Origin of the sequence: Paenibacillus sp. 102, from assembly GCF_039549175.1 — a bacterium.
Lineage (GTDB): Bacteria > Bacillota > Bacilli > Bacillales > Bacillaceae_G > Bacillus_A.
Genome location: NZ_JBCGHT010000013.1, coordinates 102,275 through 117,620, shown reverse-complemented (window position 1 = coordinate 117,620; position 15,346 = coordinate 102,275). Strand labels below are relative to the sequence as shown.

Genomic DNA, 15,346 nt, shown 5'->3' with positions numbered 1-15,346 from the left:
GTTATGTTTATGTCGAAAAAACTTCAACCATTAAGGTTGAAGTTTTTTGACACATTCTTCATAAATCGTCCGATGTGATTTAGAAAAAGGCAACCTTTCAAAGTCTTCTTTCGATACCACTTTTAATGTATCTGTTTCTTTAATAACACTTGTTACCTTTCCATAAAATACAAATACATCCCACGTACGGTGGGTGAATGTATGTTGAACGTTCATTGCATATTCATCGATTGAAACAGAAAGAGAAAAATTTTCTTTCATATAATCAGCCAGCTGCTGTTTATGATTTCGAATTCCTTCACTTATTTCAACGTTTGGAAATTCCCACATGTTTGCAAGTAATCCTGTATTCGGTCTTTTGTTAATTACATAATCTCCATCCTCTGTTTGTAGCACACCCGCGACAAGTGGCACTGTTTTAGGAGCTTTCGCCTTACTTTTGACCGGCAATTCTTTTTGTACACCTTCTGCATAACCACGGCAGTGTTCTCGAACTGGACAAAGTAAACAAGCTGGATTTTTCGGAATACAAATGAGCGCACCTAGCTCCATTAAGCCTTGATTAAAATAGGAAGGATTTTCTTTTGAAATAATTTCACGTACAATCTCTTCAAATACTTTTCGCGTCTTAGGTTTTGCAATATCATCCCAAATCGATAATATACGGGATAAAACACGCATTACATTTCCATCTACAGCCGGCTCTGGTATTCCATATGCAATACTTAAAATCGCACCTTTTGTATACGGCCCGACACCTTTTAATTTTTCAATTTTTTTCACATCATTTGGTACTTTCCCGCCGTATACTTCTTTTACTTCTTTTACTGCTGCATGTAAATTTCGCGCTCTAGAATAATAACCGAGGCCTTCCCAAGCTTTTAATACCTCTTCATCTTCTGCCGATGCCAATGCTTCTAACGTCGGGAACTTTCCCATAAAATTTGCGTAATATGGTTTTACAGCTTCTACTCGTGTTTGCTGCAACATAATCTCAGAAACCCAAATACGATACGGATCTTTATTTTTGCGCCACGGTAAGTCACGTTGTTCTTTTTCAAACCAACTAATTAAATCATGTTGAAACTTCTCTATGTTAAAGTCGTCTAATATTTCAAGTGTCAAACTTGATCCCCCTCATTTTTTTGCATATACGTACTATTATAAAGATTTTAGGAAAAAATTTAAGTAAGATGATATAGGAAATAGAAGGCAAATGCCTTGAGGTATCGAATAAAAAGAGTTACATTAATAAAAAAACGGAGGTGTGTTTTCATGGACACAGCCACTCACCTTGTTATGGGCGTCACATTAGGTGGTTTAGCAACGTTAGATCCAGCCATTAGTCAGAGTGACTTCGGACCACAAGCGGTTATGCTTGCAACAATTGCCGGCTCCAATATTCCTGATATTGATACCGTCTTAAAATTACGTAATAATGCGAAATATATACGAAACCATCGCGGAATCACTCATTCCATTCCTGCTGTTATTCTTTGGTCTTTCCTTATAAGCGGCATCGCCTTTGTCTTCTTTACAGAATCGTCCTATCTTCATCTACTACTTTGGTCATTTATTGCCGTCTTTCTTCACGTGTTTGTCGATATTTTTAACGCTTATGGTACGCAAGCATTACGACCTTTTACAAAAAAGTGGGTTGCACTAGGTGTAATTAATACATTTGATGCCGTTATTTTCTTTATCCACATACTCGCTATCGCTTGCATGCTCGTCGGCTCCCACAAAGGATATACTGCTTTAGCTGCATATATTTTAATGTTTGTCTACTATATTGGCCGAATTGTAATGAGACAAAATGTCAAAAGTGTAGTTTACAAACGATTTGAAAATGTAGAGGAAGTCATCATTTCTCCTTCCTACCGCTTTTATCATTATCATTTGGCAATTACTACAAAAGACAAATACTACGTTGCTCGTTGGCACCGCGGCCATATTATGGTGCATGATAAATTTGATCGTATTCCACTTCCAGATAATAAAATTATGTCCGCCGCACAAAAAGATGAAAACATTTCGGCTTTTTTATCTTTTTCACCCGTGTATCGTTGGGATATTTTTGATTACGACAACTATTATGAAGTGCGTTTTATCGATTTACGCTACCGTAGTAAAGACTATTATCCATTCGTTGCAATCGTCCAGCTGGATCAAAATTTAAATATTATCAGTTCCTATACTGGATGGATTTTTAGTGAAGAAAAACTTCGAAAAAAATTAGAATTGATTCCCCATTAAAAAGAGCGACCACCTTTGGTCGCTTTTCTTAATGCTTTAAATGATCGTCTTGATTAATTAAATGACTGTATTTCGGATTATTCGTGCGAATTTCATGAAGACGTTCACCATGGTTATTAATCCATGTTCTTACAATTTGTTCCGTCATTTCTTCTCCTTGATACCGACCAGACTTTGCATACGTTACTTGGAAGTCCTCCCATAATAACTCAATCCATGCACGTGCCTGAGAATAAGACAGGAAGCTATTTTTTTCAAGTAATTCTTTTGTTAGTATTTCATACTTATCATTCATGATTTATTTCTCCTTTTATTGATTTAAATATTTTATCCCGCAATCTAATCGCTGACAACAGGATACACTGTCTTCAAAAGACCAATTTGTTATTTTTTCCATCAATGAAGAAAGTTTCACTTTATTCTTTAAGCATAATTTCTTCTACTTTGCACATTCTATTAATGATACTTCTTAGTAAGTATCATTTTATAATGAGGGGGCGTTTTTCTTGGGTAGACAAGCCGAATTTTGGTCTGAATCAAAAAACAACAGCAAAATCGATGGTCCAACGAAAGCAAAAGCTCGCTTCGCTTCGAAAAGACCTAACGGCACAATTAATACGCACCCACAGGAACGTATGCGTGCCGCAAATCATCAGGAAGAGTAAACAAATAGTCAATTATAAAAGGTTATTACAATTAACTTCCTACATGAGGTGATAAAGATGAGCTACCGTAATCATTTAGATCGTCGTTCTGAATTATTCAACCCTACCTGGGCACGTCCGAAACATGCAAAAGCACAAGTAAATGGACAGACGCAACAAACCCAATCTCTCATTATTTTGGCAAACGAAATGAGAAAACGTCAAATTTAATTGCCTATCTCCTTTAACAACTACGAAAAATGAAAACCAGAGCAGCCAAGGCTCTCTGGTTTTTATTTCCCTTGTAATAGCGAAATAGGAATACCAATTTCCTCTGTCTCATTTTGCTTGCGTCCCCAAGCAAACACTCCATTGAAATACGTAATCGTAAATAATACACCCGGTTCTTCTATTAGTTCATACGTTTCACCAATCTGAAATGCGTTTATATCTGTCATATAAGCACGGGCCATTGCCATTTTCCTCATTAATACATCAAACTCATTTATTATACCAAGCTGTTCTGCCTTCACAGCCTGTTCTTTTAAAATGCCAATTTCCTCTCTTAGCTCATGTGGTGTCATCTCGCTATAACGTTTTGGCATATTCATCATATTCTCTCATCCCTCTTCACGTTTCATTTGTAAAAATGTCTCTATCTCATCAATGGAAAATCCTTTTCGATATAATGCTTGTTTCATCTTATTTTCATATGTCCATCTATCATGCTTTTTATGCTTCTCATGATACTTATTTCCATGATATAACAACGCTTCTTGTTGTTGTATTTCATCCTTGTCCTCTTTTAATTCTTCTAGACAAATTTGAATCACATCACGATTATATCCTTTACGGACTAACATTTCTTCTAACTTTTGTTTCATTTGTAAAAAAGAATGCTTTTGATAGGATTTTTTCTTTTTTTCCACAAGTTCAAAAGCATTTTCAATTTGCTTCTCTTTCGGATATTCTTGTAAACTATGAGTAATAATTATATCTTGGACACCTTTACCAAGAAGTTCCCGTCTAATAATAGTCGGTCCTTTTTGATTCACGTTACTATGAGTTCGCACATATGAAATGGCATACTCTCTATCATTAATATAGTGATCATGTAATAATTTCGAAACAACTTCAGAGATGATGGCTTGTCCAATTTCCTTTTTTCGTAAGTGCTCTTCTACTTCTTGTTTCGTCCGCATTTGATAGGATAAATAAGAAATTGCTTGTAAATATGCTTTCTGTACTTCTTCATTGTACAAAATATTTGCTAACTCTACTTCATCAATTTCTAACCCCTTTTGCAAACCGTATTTGATTAAGGTTACTTGATTTACACTAAATCCGTATTCTTCACCTTGTCCTTTATCAATATAAATATTAAAGCGTTCTTTCGTTCGTTTTTGTACTTCTATTTTTGTAATGACAGCCATATTCTTCACCTCGCTACTATTTTAACATAGTGCGGAACAATTTTGTTTTTCATGAATATATATAATGAGGAGGAAACCCAGTTGAAAATCGCAATTTCTGGAGGAACTGGTTTTATCGGTAAAGCATTGGCTAATTTTTTAAGCCTAAAAGGATATACAATTTACATCCTCACCCGAAAAAAAAGGAAGAATCCTCTCAACTCTAACATTTGCTATATCCAATGGGATACGCGCTCACATAAGTTTCCCCTCACTTCTATTGATGTTGTTGTGAATCTAGCTGGAGAATCTATTAATAATGGTCGCTGGACAAAAAAGCAGAAAGAAAATATTGTAGCGAGTCGCCTTCATACAACAAATAGTCTCATTAGGCAATTACAAACATTACAAAAGAAACCCCATACTTTTATTAACGCTAGCGCAATTGGCTATTACGGTACATCTGAAACAAAAACCTTTACAGAACAGAACAAAGAAAATGGCAGTGACTTTTTAGCAACCACAGTAAAACTATGGGAAGAAGCAGCATCTAACGCAACTTCTCTCGGGATTCGAACCATCTATACACGCTTTGGAATCGTTTTAGGAAAAGATGGTGGTGCGCTTCCTAAAATGTTGCTCCCTTACAAATTATTTATTGGTGGGACAATTGGTTCAGGTAATCAATGGCTATCTTGGATTCATCTAGATGATGTCATCCGTATGATCGATTTTGCAATACACACAAAAGAGATAGAAGGACCTCTTAACATTACAGCTCCAGAACCTACAACAATGAAAGAGTTCGGGAAAACACTTTCTGTTATGACACATCGCCCCCATTGGCTTCCCGTTCCATCATTTGTACTACATGCTTTACTTGGCGAAATGAGTATGCTTGTTTTGCAAGGACAATATGTATTGCCTGACAAAGCAATGAAGCACGGATACCAATATTCTTTTTCTACATTAAAGCATGCATTACAAAATATCACATCGCATACAATGTAGTACTTTTAAAATAAATCTTTCGAATTGTTCTCTTCGCTAGTCTAAAGATTATGAACCAATGGAAATGAGGTACCTATGAAAACGCTATTTAAGCAAGCGACTGTATACCCCATTACATCTCCTAAATTTCAAGGAGATGTATTGGTTAAACACAATAAAATCACTGCGGTAAAACCAAATATTGAGCCAACTCAAGATATGACTGTGATTAATGCAAGAGCCCTTCACCTTTTACCAGGATTTATCGATGTGCATACTCATCTTGGACTATACGATGAAGGAACTGGATGGGCGGGAAATGACGCCAATGAAACATCTGAAGTATTAACACCACATATTCGTTCTATAGATGGTATCCATCCATTTGATATTGCTTTTCAAGATGCAGTTCAAAATGGGGTTACAACTGCACATGTTATGCCCGGAAGTCAAAATATTATCGGCGGAACAACATGCGTAATTAAAACTGCTGGAACCTGTATCGATCATATGATTATTCAAGAACCTGCCGGATTAAAAATTGCATTTGGAGAAAATCCAAAAAGAGTTCATAGTAATGGCACAAAAGAATCCATTACTCGTATGGGGATTATGGGGTTGCTTCGTGAATCTTTTTACGAAGCACAACATTATGGTAATGAAGCAGACTTTCGAATGCTTCCTATTCTAAAAGCACTGCGCCGAGAAATTCCAGTACGTATGCATGCTCATCGGGCAGATGACATTCTTTCCGCTCTTCGCTTCGCAAAAGAATTTAATCTTGATTTACGTATTGAACACTGTACAGAAGGACACTTTATTGCAAAAGAGCTTGCCAACCAAAACTTAAAAATATCTGTTGGCCCAACATTAACACGCCGATCAAAAATTGAACTAAAAAATAAATCATGGGATACGTACCATATTTTATCCAAGCATGGGATAGAAGTTTCTATCACAACAGACCACCCCTATACTCCAATTCAGTATTTAAATATTTGTGCAGCCATCGCTGTCAGGGAAGGATTAGATGAAAAAATTGCATTAGAAGGAATTACAATCATCCCTGCTCGAAACCTACGTTTAGAGAAAAGGATTGGAAGTATTGAGGCCGGAAAAGATGCTGATCTTGTATTATGGACACATCACCCATTCCATTATTTAGCCAAGCCCGTACTAACTATGATTGACGGAGAAATAATTTACAAAAAAAATAAAAAAAACTAGTTTATTTTTTTGACTAGATAAAGTATTATACGATTATAAACTGAATGAAACCATAATCAATTTGTGTCGTGATGATTCATTTCAAATTGATGAATGGGGAAGGCAAATGGTGCGCCACCAGCGTTATAGACTGGTTCTAGTGGGTTCGATTCCCACCCCGAAATTTTTTAAAGGTTGATATAAAAATTTCGAGGGTGGGGTGTTTTTTCGTCATGCTACCCTCATATGAGGAGGAGTTAGTATGTTAAAAAGACGCGACTTACACGACAGCCACGTTCTATACGATTTAATGGTGGATCCAGCTGTCTTCCCTTTTGTGCGTCAAAAGGCTTATTCATATGAAGAATTTCTATTTTTAACAAAACAAACAATTGAAGCCGAAGATCGTGGTGAATTAATCTCACGTACCATTTTAGATGAATGGGGAAACCCTATCGGCACGATTACTTTATTTGATGTGCAAGAAAAAGCTGGGTTTCTTGGCACATGGCTTGGAAAACCTTATCATGGCCAGGGATATAATAAATTAGCAAAAGATGCTTTTTTCAGCGAGCTTTTCTATGAGTTAGATATTGAAACAATCTTTATGCGCATTCGCAAAGTAAATATTCGTTCGATGAAAGCAGCGGAAAAATTATCATATGTAAACCTAGCAAATGAAACTAGAAAAGCTGTTTATGATCAAATCAACAAAAATCTGGACGTGTATAACCTATATGAGATTGTTAAAGATCAATATACACTTGCTACAATGCGCGACACTGCATTCCAAGATACACATCATTTAAAAGAAGCTTAAAATGTAACTATATATATCCATTTTAATTTTCCGACATATAAGTCGCGGTTATGAAAATAAAAGAAGTTCTCCACTGATTTTCTCCTTCTGTTTTCATATGGCATTGGGCTAAAAAAGATACTGACCCGTATGCTCTCTCCCACCTAAAAGGAATGATTGTATGTCGGTCTTTCAACGCGTATTTATATAAATTATAAAGCGAATATACTTGTTTATTGTGTATATCTCTTTGTGTCATTGGAAACGATAGGTAATAACTTTATGACACGAGGTGAACTGTAATGGATAGAAAGAAACGTGAAAAAGCAAGAAATACATTAAATAGTACACAAGAGGTTCTTTATCAGCGAGAGTTTCGCAGAGCGGATCGCGCAGCAGGATATCGCCCTAAAGGTGTGTAATTATAAAGTAAAGATTTACTCCTTATATTATAAGGAGTATTTTTTGTGGAAAACTTTATCCACAGAATTAATAGAATTGTGTATAAATTCAATAGTTATTTTGGATTGCTCTAAACTTAATCACATATATTGTGTTTAATTTGTGGATATTTTTTCTGAAAATTGTGGATAATGTGGATATCATTGTTAATATTCCGACTTTATCGTCTATTGAAACCGTATTCTTTTGTGGATAACATACAACGAAAATATAAAAGCTTACAACTTTATTAACAGTCAATGTATATATACCTTCTTATAATTCTATTTCCTATACTAAATTCACGCAAAACAAAAAACCCTCTCCCAAAATACAAAGAGGGTTTCATATTACGTAAAAGATTGGGCAAAAGCTGGCGACTTAATCGGCATATGATTAGATTGCACATGGTTTTCTTCTAAAATTGCATCTACAATGTGGCAAGCTGGCTCTGGACGATAGATACTTCCCATCGCTTCTTTCATTTGTAAGAGCTTCCTATCATCTTCTAGTAGTGCCTTTGTTTTCGCAAAAACATCCTCATCTTCGCGAATTACAAGTGCAGCTCCTTTGTTTTCGAAATATATTGCATTTTCATTTTCTTGCCCCGGTACTGGTTTATATAAAATGACAGGTACTTGTAAAGCTGCTGCTTCACTTAGCGTAATGCCTCCTGGTTTTGTAATCATACAAGAGGTAATACGGAATAACTCATCTATATTCTCTACATAGCCAAATACTTTTAATACCTCAGGATTTTGTTCCTTGAGTCCTAATAGCTCTTGTTTTAAAGTTTCATTTTTCCCACAAACAACAGCTACTTGAAGATTAGGGACTGTCATAAATGATTGACATAATTCTTTTACATTTCCTAATACACCGTGAGCACCTGCTACAATAAGTAAAATCTTTTTCTCACGAGATAAATGATATTTACTATACAGGATTTCTGGATTAATAGTTAATTCAAAGTTTTTACGAATTGGAATCCCAGTTTCTACGATTTGCTCTGAAGGTACACCAATATCAACCATTACTTTTTTCACATAATCTGTCGCTACAAAATAACGATCTACTTCACGATGAATCCATATTTTGTGTAAACAAAAATCTGTTAACACATTATAAACAGGAATTGAAAAACCTGTTTGCTTTTTCAATTCTGGCACTGCAATAATTGGAAATGTATTAATAACAATATCTGGTTTCTCTGCATGTAATAGTACTTTTAAACGTTTTCTCCCAAAATTCGCATACCACGATGCAATTTTCTTATCGTAAATCTTTTCCACACCGTAATAAAATAAGCGATATAGCTCTTTACCTATTGTATAACTTTTTAAGTATAAGTATTTTGTAATATCCGTTATGACTGGGTGTGACTCTCCAAATAGATCACACACAATCACATCTTCAATTCCTTTTTGACGAAATGTTTGTGCTAATGTTTTTGCTACTTGCACATGACCATTACCGTAATGTGCAGTTAATATTAAAACCTTGGGGTTTTTTATCAAACAAATCCACTCCTAGCTTTTTCGCTTTTCCATATTGCATATACGACAATAGGAAAAACATTTTCCTAAAAAAAATTACATGTTTGGATTCCAACACTTTCATGTTAGCTATGTACCTGTCGTGGATATGCAAAGCATATAAGATTGACCCCTTAATCCTATCTGTGCTCATATCTTTATATTATACTTTCCTACAAGAGCTTTCGCAATAACTTACAAATGATCATACTTCATGATACTCGCCCTGCTACTTCTTAATTCTTGTTACTATTTGGTTTTCCCTTTACAATTATGTAAATTTATCCTCTTATTTCTTTACAAAAATATGGATATTCTACTTTCAGTATACTCTTTTCTTCAGATATACTCTAGAATTTATTAATGGAAAACAAAAAGTCTAATCCTTAATTTGGATTAGACTGCTTGTAAAATATTTTTTGCATTTTGAACATTTTTTTCTGTTGGAGGTTCTACACCTTCAAGAGGATACTTATGTCCAAGCGCTTCCCATTTATATACACCAAGTTTGTGATATGGTAAGACTTCTACTTTCTTTACGTTAGAAAGACTTTGAATGAAGCTAGATAATCTCTGCAGGTCTTCTTCACTATCTGTAACACCTGGGACCAATACGTGTCTTACCCAAATTGGTTTTTGTTTATCAGATAAATAACGGGCAAATTGTAGAATATGTTCATTCGTTTTACCAGTTAATTTACGGTGCTTTTTAGGATCGATATGTTTTAAATCTAATAATACTAAATCTGTATAGTCCATTAAAATATCTAATTTTCTTTGGAACTCCGGCTCTTCAGAATAGCACCCTCCGGAAGAATCAATTGTCGTATGAATTCCAATTTCCTTACATTTCTTAAATAATTCAATCAAAAAATCTAACTGCAATAATGGCTCTCCACCGCTCACTGTAATGCCACCACCGGAAGCTTCAATAAAAGGAAGGTAACATGTAACATCCTGCATCACTTCTTCAACTGTTATTTCTTTTCCTTTACCGATCTCCCACGTATCAGCATTATGACAATATTGGCAGCGTAATAGACACCCTTGTGTAAATATGACATAACGAATTCCTGGGCCATCAACAGTACCACAAGACTCTACAGAATGAATTCTTCCTTTTACCATGTTAACTTCCTCCTCTATTGAAACAGCCTCCCTCTGTTTTTATAAAAACAGAGGGAAACTTTTTACTTACATACTTTCATGCATTGTACGGTTAATTACATCGATTTGTTGTTCACGAGTTAATTTGATGAAGTTAACTGCGTAACCAGATACACGAATTGTTAATTGTGGATATTTTTCAGGATGTTCCATTGCATCCATTAATGTTTCACGGTTAAATACGTTAATATTTAAGTGATGTCCTTCTTTCACTGCATATCCATCAAGCATAGATACTAAGTTTTTAACTTGTACATCATCTTCTTTACCAAGCGCTTTTGGAATAATTGAGAATGTATTAGAAATACCATCTTGCGCATCTTCATAAGGTAATTTTGCAACAGATAATAGTGAAGCTAGTGCACCTTTTGTATCGCGTCCATGCATAGGATTTGCACCTGGTGCAAACGGTTCACCAGTACGACGACCATCTGGAGTGTTACCTGTTTTCTTACCATATACAACGTTAGATGTAATAGTTAAGATTGACATTGTATGAACAGAATTACGGTATGTTTTATGTTTACGAAGCTTGTTCATAAATGTTTTTACAAGATTTACTGCGATTTCATCTACGCGATCATCATTATTACCATATTTAGGGAAATCACCTTCAATTTCAAAGTCAACTGCAATACCGTTTTCATCACGAATCGGTTTTACTTTTGCATATTTAATTGCACTTAAAGAATCAGCTACTACAGATAAGCCCGCGATACCTGTTGCCATTGTACGAAGAACATTTGTATCATGAAGTGCCATTTCAATACGTTCATAACTATATTTATCGTGCATATAATGGATAACATTTAATGTGTTTAAATATAAACCTGCTAGCCATTCCATTGTCATATCAAATTTACGCATAACTTCTTCGTAATCTAATACTTCAGAAGTGATAGCTGCAAATTCAGGTCCAATTTGTTCTTTTGATTTTTCATCTTTACCGCCATTAATTGCATATAATAGTGTCTTAGCTAAGTTTGCACGAGCTCCGAAGAACTGCATTTGCTTACCAATTCTCATTGCAGACACACAACAAGCAATACCGTAATCATCGCCATACTCTGGGCGCATAATGTCATCATTTTCATATTGAATTGCAGATGTTTGAATAGACATTTTCGCACAGTAGTTTTTAAAGTTCTCTGGTAATTGTTTAGACCAAAGAACTGTTAAGTTTGGCTCTGGAGCTGGTCCTAAGTTATCTAATGTATGCAAGAAACGGAATGAGTTTTTCGTTACTAATGGGCGACCATCAAGTGCCATACCACCGATAGATTCAGTTACCCAAGTTGGATCACCAGAGAACAATTCATTGTAATCAGGTGTTCTTGCGAATTTTACAAGACGTAATTTCATGATGAAGTGATCAACAATTTCTTGCGCTTCTTCTTCTGTTAATGTACCATTTTCAATATCTCTTTCAATGAAGATATCTAAGAATGTAGAAGTACGTCCAAGGCTCATTGCTGCCCCGTTTTGCTCTTTAATCGCTGCAAGATAAGCGAAGTATAACCATTGGAATGCTTCTTGTGCATTTGTTGCTGGTTTAGAAATATCAAAACCATGAGAAGCTGCCATTTGTTTTAACTCTTGAAGTGCACGCATTTGCTCAGATAACTCTTCGCGTAAACGCATTGTATCTTCGCTCATTACGCCACCAGTTAAATTTAAATCTTCTTTTTTCGCTTCTATTAAGCGATCAACACCATATAATGCTACGCGGCGATAGTCACCAATAATACGTCCACGGCCATATGCATCCGGAAGACCTGTAATAACACCTGATTTACGAGCCGCTCTCATTTCTGGAGTATACGCATCAAACACACCTTGGTTATGCGTTTTGCGCCAATCTCTGAAAATACGGCTAAGTTCTTTATCCATTTCGTATCCATAAGCTTCACAAGCTTGCTCTGCCATACGAATACCACCGTATGGTTGTAAAGAACGTTTAAATGGTTTATCTGTTTGGAAACCAACTACTTTTTCAGTATCTTTATTTAAATATCCAGGACCGTGAGATGTAATAGAAGAAACAATGCTTGTATCCATATCAAGGACGCCACCATTATCACGTTCTTGTTTCGTTAAATCCATTACTTGATCCCAAAGTTGTTTCGTTGCTTCTGTTGCTTCCGCTAAGAAAGATTCGTCTCCTTCGAAAACGTTTACATTATTTAAAATGAAATCGCGAACATCAATCTCTGCTTTCCACTTTTCACCTTTAAAGTTTGTCCATGCGTTTTTTACAGTTTCTAATACTTGAGTCATCCTAATCTCCTCCATTTTTGATTAGTACAGGACTAAGATTTTTTATATAACAGCTTACACATTTAGAATACTACTTTTTTGAAAAAGTGAACGAGGTAGTTGTGACACATTTGTGAAATATTGAGCATACTACTATATACATAGTATTAACTTTAATTTAAACTCTTTTAAATTAAGACTTTCCTTAATTGTATTTTTTTGGTATCCTTATAAACGAATCCTATTCTGTGGTATAAAGAGTCATACCCATTTTAAACTGTAATACCCTTTTCTCTTATTCTGTTATAGTTTTTCTAAAACAGAATAGAAAGAAGTGTACCTATTTGGTACACTTCTTTTCATAATGAATGAGATATAGCTTCTGATTAAATTGAGGTATAATCTAGAATAACGAAGATAATGTTTTAGATGTTTTTTAATTTTTCAAAGTTATAATTGCAGCCACAGCGTAATATACCGCTCGCTGTAACTCTGTATGTTTCGCTACAGATACTGTAACAAGTGATCCCCCACTTGCAGAGAAATATTGAACCGCTTCTAACGGAATCCCGTCTTCTTTCACATCAATATAAGTTCCATCTTGCCATTTTCCTTTTTGTAATGTACCTGATAAATCTCCTGTAACTTTCCCGATTTCTTTTCCTTCAGATGATAGGAAGCTCCACTCCCATTTTGTTAAGCTTAACAATTGATTGAATTCACCGATTCTCTCTCCCATTATGCTATAAAATGTATATGAATTCCGTACACCTCTTTTTTTCTTAATTACTAACAGCTCTTCACCTAATTCATTTAATAAATAAAATTGTTGCTCATTCATTCCTTTAAAGAAAAAGGATAAGATACTTTTCCATATCGTTTGAATTTTAGAATCATATTTTTCTTTGAGCATCCCCATTGTATTTCCCTCTAGCCCAAAGTATGTAACTGCCGTAAAAAAATTAGTTTCCCTACGAACTACAAATCTTCTTTGCTCCAACAATAAGGAAATTTCTTTCCCTTGAACAATCTTTTCTATCCTCTTAGCTCTGCTCTTTTCTACCAAACTATAAATCAATAGAATACACGCCGGTAACATAATACTTATTAATTCTAGAATCCCCTTTTCCGAACTAAGAAGTGTTCCATTTTGATATTCCACTACGCATCCAATCACAATAATAATCCATACAATAATAGCTAAAAGTAAAGTTCGCCTCGCATTACGCGCATGGTGCTTATGAATACTCATAACCTCCTCCTTCCTTTCCATTTTTTTCATTATCTCAATAAATAGATTCTGCCTCAACTCATAAAAAAAAGACTACCCCAGAGGATAATCTCTTACACTTCAATATGCTGTAGCATTGTATAAATATCATTATTAAGCGTACCAAATGATTTAATATTATTTTGAATATTAGATAATAAAATAACATACACATTCCCACTTCTACTAAATCCATTTAAGCAATTCCATCCAGGCATTACACCATGATTAGAGTAACTTCCCGGATTTACATACCAACCAAATCCATAATCTTTTTTAAATGCTGTAAACATTTGCTCATAGCTCTCTTTAGATATTAGCTTCCCAGAAAATAGTGCTTCATTAAATAAATATAAATCATTTGCACTCGTATATATATCACCATTTCCATATAATTGTGACATATTTGGAATAGCAGGAACTGTCATATTATTATTTACAACCTTGTAACCAGTCGAAGGATACTTTGTTTTCTCTAATTCCGTTCCGAAACCTGATTGTTTCATCCCTACAACATCAAAAATATGTTGTTTAATATACTCTTCTAACGGTTGCCCGCTAACTTTCTCAACGATGTAACCAAGTATTGAGTAATTTGAATCCGAATACTTCCATTTTTCACCTGGATTAAACAAACGTTTTTGTTGTCCAATTCGCTTCAACAATTCCTCGTGAGAAATATCGCCTTCTCCTGCCTCATATTCAGGAATTCCCGATGTGTGTGTCAATAGATGAACTAACTTTACTTCGTTACCTCTCGGAAAATCAGGAATATATTTTGCTATTGTATCTTCTGTTTGAAGTTTATTTTGATCTTTTAGCTGCATAATCGCTGTAGCTACAAATGCCTTTGAAATTGAACCAATATAAAATGTTGTTTGTGAATTATTCGGTATTTTTTTCTCTTGATTTGCCATCCCGTAGCCCTTATTCAAAAGTACTTTACCATTTTTCACAACAACTGCTGTTCCACTAAAATTTTTATCTTTTAAATAATTGTCTAACTCAGCATTCTCGTTAATTTCTTGTGGCGGGCCTTCGACAGTTTTTTCCGCTGCCTTTGCTTGCTGCGTGCCTTCTGGAGGTTGTTCTAATTGTTTTTGTTCCGTTTCTTTCTTTACTTCTGTCGTTGCTTTTAACGTATTCTCTTTTTTAGTATGTGCAGTAATTTTTGTATATCCGAAATATACAAGCAAAAACAATACAATAAGAATGCTCGTTCTTTTTATATATGTAACCGGTCTACGAGCTTTCATACTTGCACTATCCTTTTCTTCATTCATGATTCTTTTTTCCCCTTACTGACCAAATAATTTAATCACTTCACAAAAATATAACCTTTAAATTCCCCTAACTATTGGAAATTTCAT

The 15,346-nt window shown here is 34.9% G+C and carries 16 protein-coding genes; 7 read left to right on the top strand and 9 right to left on the bottom strand.

The genetic code is table 11. The features are described from left to right. Nucleotides 1-30: 30 nt before the first annotated feature. Nucleotides 31-1,125, bottom strand: a complete 1,095-nt coding sequence (gene mutY / locus AAIE21_RS22035) for an A/G-specific adenine glycosylase (RefSeq protein ID WP_343268744.1) — start codon at nt 1,123-1,125, stop codon at nt 31-33. Between the two features lie 150 nt (nt 1,126-1,275). Between mutY and AAIE21_RS22030 the strand changes: the two genes are divergently transcribed. After that, nucleotides 1,276-2,256: a metal-dependent hydrolase gene (locus tag AAIE21_RS22030; protein ID WP_343268743.1), complete on the top strand. Its 981-nt coding sequence runs from the start codon at nt 1,276-1,278 to the stop codon at nt 2,254-2,256. Nucleotides 2,257-2,284: 28 nt separating this feature from the next. Here the strand turns inward: AAIE21_RS22030 and AAIE21_RS22025 are convergent, their stop codons facing one another. After that, nucleotides 2,285-2,551 carry a YfhJ family protein gene (locus tag AAIE21_RS22025; RefSeq protein WP_174102951.1) on the bottom strand — a complete coding sequence of 89 codons (267 nt, stop codon included), beginning with the start codon at nt 2,549-2,551 and terminating at the stop codon, nt 2,285-2,287. Between the two features lie 211 nt (nt 2,552-2,762). Between AAIE21_RS22025 and AAIE21_RS22020 the strand changes: the two genes are divergently transcribed. Then, a complete protein-coding gene (locus AAIE21_RS22020) occupies nt 2,763-2,921 on the top strand; it encodes a small, acid-soluble spore protein K (protein WP_018767248.1) in 159 nt (52 codons plus the stop codon). A 57-nt stretch (nt 2,922-2,978) separates the two neighbouring features. Beyond that, the gene (locus AAIE21_RS22015; RefSeq protein WP_000122139.1) at nt 2,979-3,131 is read left to right on the top strand and encodes a YpzG family protein; all 153 of its coding nucleotides are present in this window, start codon (nt 2,979-2,981) and stop codon (nt 3,129-3,131) included. 62 nt (nt 3,132-3,193) lie between these two features. Here AAIE21_RS22015 and AAIE21_RS22010 read toward each other — a convergent pair whose 3' ends face one another. Further along, a complete protein-coding gene (locus AAIE21_RS22010; protein ID WP_343268761.1) occupies nt 3,194-3,511 on the bottom strand; it encodes a YfhH family protein in 318 nt (105 codons plus the stop codon). A 9-nt stretch (nt 3,512-3,520) separates the two neighbouring features. Continuing rightward, nucleotides 3,521-4,333: a recombination regulator RecX gene (recX, locus tag AAIE21_RS22005; RefSeq protein WP_343268742.1), complete on the bottom strand. Its 813-nt coding sequence runs from the start codon at nt 4,331-4,333 to the stop codon at nt 3,521-3,523. An 81-nt stretch (nt 4,334-4,414) separates the two neighbouring features. Between recX and AAIE21_RS22000 the strand changes: the two genes are divergently transcribed. From AAIE21_RS22000 to AAIE21_RS21985, 4 genes are all read left to right on the top strand, one after another. After that, nucleotides 4,415-5,323 carry a TIGR01777 family oxidoreductase gene (locus AAIE21_RS22000; protein WP_343268741.1) on the top strand — a complete coding sequence of 303 codons (909 nt, stop codon included), beginning with the start codon at nt 4,415-4,417 and terminating at the stop codon, nt 5,321-5,323. Between the two features lie 75 nt (nt 5,324-5,398). After that, nucleotides 5,399-6,529, top strand: a complete 1,131-nt coding sequence (locus AAIE21_RS21995; RefSeq protein ID WP_343268740.1) for an amidohydrolase — start codon at nt 5,399-5,401, stop codon at nt 6,527-6,529. 241 nt (nt 6,530-6,770) lie between these two features. Further along, entirely contained in the window at nt 6,771-7,328 is a 558-nt protein-coding gene (locus AAIE21_RS21990) for a GNAT family N-acetyltransferase (protein ID WP_343268739.1), read from the top strand. A gap of 281 nt (nt 7,329-7,609) precedes the next feature. Next, a complete protein-coding gene (locus AAIE21_RS21985) occupies nt 7,610-7,729 on the top strand; it encodes a YfhE family protein (RefSeq protein ID WP_003194890.1) in 120 nt (39 codons plus the stop codon). A gap of 369 nt (nt 7,730-8,098) precedes the next feature. Here AAIE21_RS21985 and AAIE21_RS21980 read toward each other — a convergent pair whose 3' ends face one another. The 5 genes from AAIE21_RS21980 to AAIE21_RS21960 all read right to left on the bottom strand — a co-directional run bounded on the left by AAIE21_RS21980 (nt 8,099) and on the right by AAIE21_RS21960 (nt 15,259). Beyond that, nucleotides 8,099-9,265 carry a diglucosyl diacylglycerol synthase gene (locus AAIE21_RS21980; RefSeq protein ID WP_343268738.1) on the bottom strand — a complete coding sequence of 389 codons (1,167 nt, stop codon included), beginning with the start codon at nt 9,263-9,265 and terminating at the stop codon, nt 8,099-8,101. Between the two features lie 414 nt (nt 9,266-9,679). After that, complete coding sequence (gene pflA, locus AAIE21_RS21975) at nt 9,680-10,411, bottom strand: pyruvate formate-lyase-activating protein (protein ID WP_343268737.1); 732 nt, start codon at nt 10,409-10,411, stop codon at nt 9,680-9,682. 66 nt (nt 10,412-10,477) lie between these two features. Then, nucleotides 10,478-12,727, bottom strand: a complete 2,250-nt coding sequence (gene pflB, locus AAIE21_RS21970; RefSeq protein ID WP_343268736.1) for a formate C-acetyltransferase — start codon at nt 12,725-12,727, stop codon at nt 10,478-10,480. A gap of 415 nt (nt 12,728-13,142) precedes the next feature. Beyond that, nucleotides 13,143-13,958 carry a sugar ABC transporter ATP-binding protein gene (locus AAIE21_RS21965; protein WP_343268735.1) on the bottom strand — a complete coding sequence of 272 codons (816 nt, stop codon included), beginning with the start codon at nt 13,956-13,958 and terminating at the stop codon, nt 13,143-13,145. 92 nt (nt 13,959-14,050) lie between these two features. Next, nucleotides 14,051-15,259, bottom strand: coding sequence for a serine hydrolase domain-containing protein (locus AAIE21_RS21960; RefSeq protein WP_343268734.1), 1,209 nt, complete (start codon nt 15,257-15,259; stop codon nt 14,051-14,053). Between the last annotated feature and the right edge of the window lie 87 nt (nt 15,260-15,346).

Coding starts and splice junctions, on each gene's coding strand:
- AAIE21_RS22030 (WP_343268743.1), top strand. CDS start 1,276: ATGGACACAGCCACTCACCTTGTTATGGGCGTCACATTAGGTGGTTTA.
- AAIE21_RS22025 (WP_174102951.1), bottom strand. CDS start 2,551: ATGAATGATAAGTATGAAATACTAACAAAAGAATTACTTGAAAAAAAT.
- AAIE21_RS22015 (WP_000122139.1), top strand. CDS start 2,979: ATGAGCTACCGTAATCATTTAGATCGTCGTTCTGAATTATTCAACCCT.
- AAIE21_RS22010 (WP_343268761.1), bottom strand. CDS start 3,511: ATGAATATGCCAAAACGTTATAGCGAGATGACACCACATGAGCTAAGA.
- recX (WP_343268742.1), bottom strand. CDS start 4,333: ATGGCTGTCATTACAAAAATAGAAGTACAAAAACGAACGAAAGAACGC.
- AAIE21_RS21995 (WP_343268740.1), top strand. CDS start 5,399: ATGAAAACGCTATTTAAGCAAGCGACTGTATACCCCATTACATCTCCT.
- AAIE21_RS21990 (WP_343268739.1), top strand. CDS start 6,771: ATGTTAAAAAGACGCGACTTACACGACAGCCACGTTCTATACGATTTA.
- AAIE21_RS21985 (WP_003194890.1), top strand. CDS start 7,610: ATGGATAGAAAGAAACGTGAAAAAGCAAGAAATACATTAAATAGTACA.
- pflA (WP_343268737.1), bottom strand. CDS start 10,411: ATGGTAAAAGGAAGAATTCATTCTGTAGAGTCTTGTGGTACTGTTGAT.
- pflB (WP_343268736.1), bottom strand. CDS start 12,727: ATGACTCAAGTATTAGAAACTGTAAAAAACGCATGGACAAACTTTAAA.
- AAIE21_RS21965 (WP_343268735.1), bottom strand. CDS start 13,958: ATGAGTATTCATAAGCACCATGCGCGTAATGCGAGGCGAACTTTACTT.
- AAIE21_RS21960 (WP_343268734.1), bottom strand. CDS start 15,259: ATGAATGAAGAAAAGGATAGTGCAAGTATGAAAGCTCGTAGACCGGTT.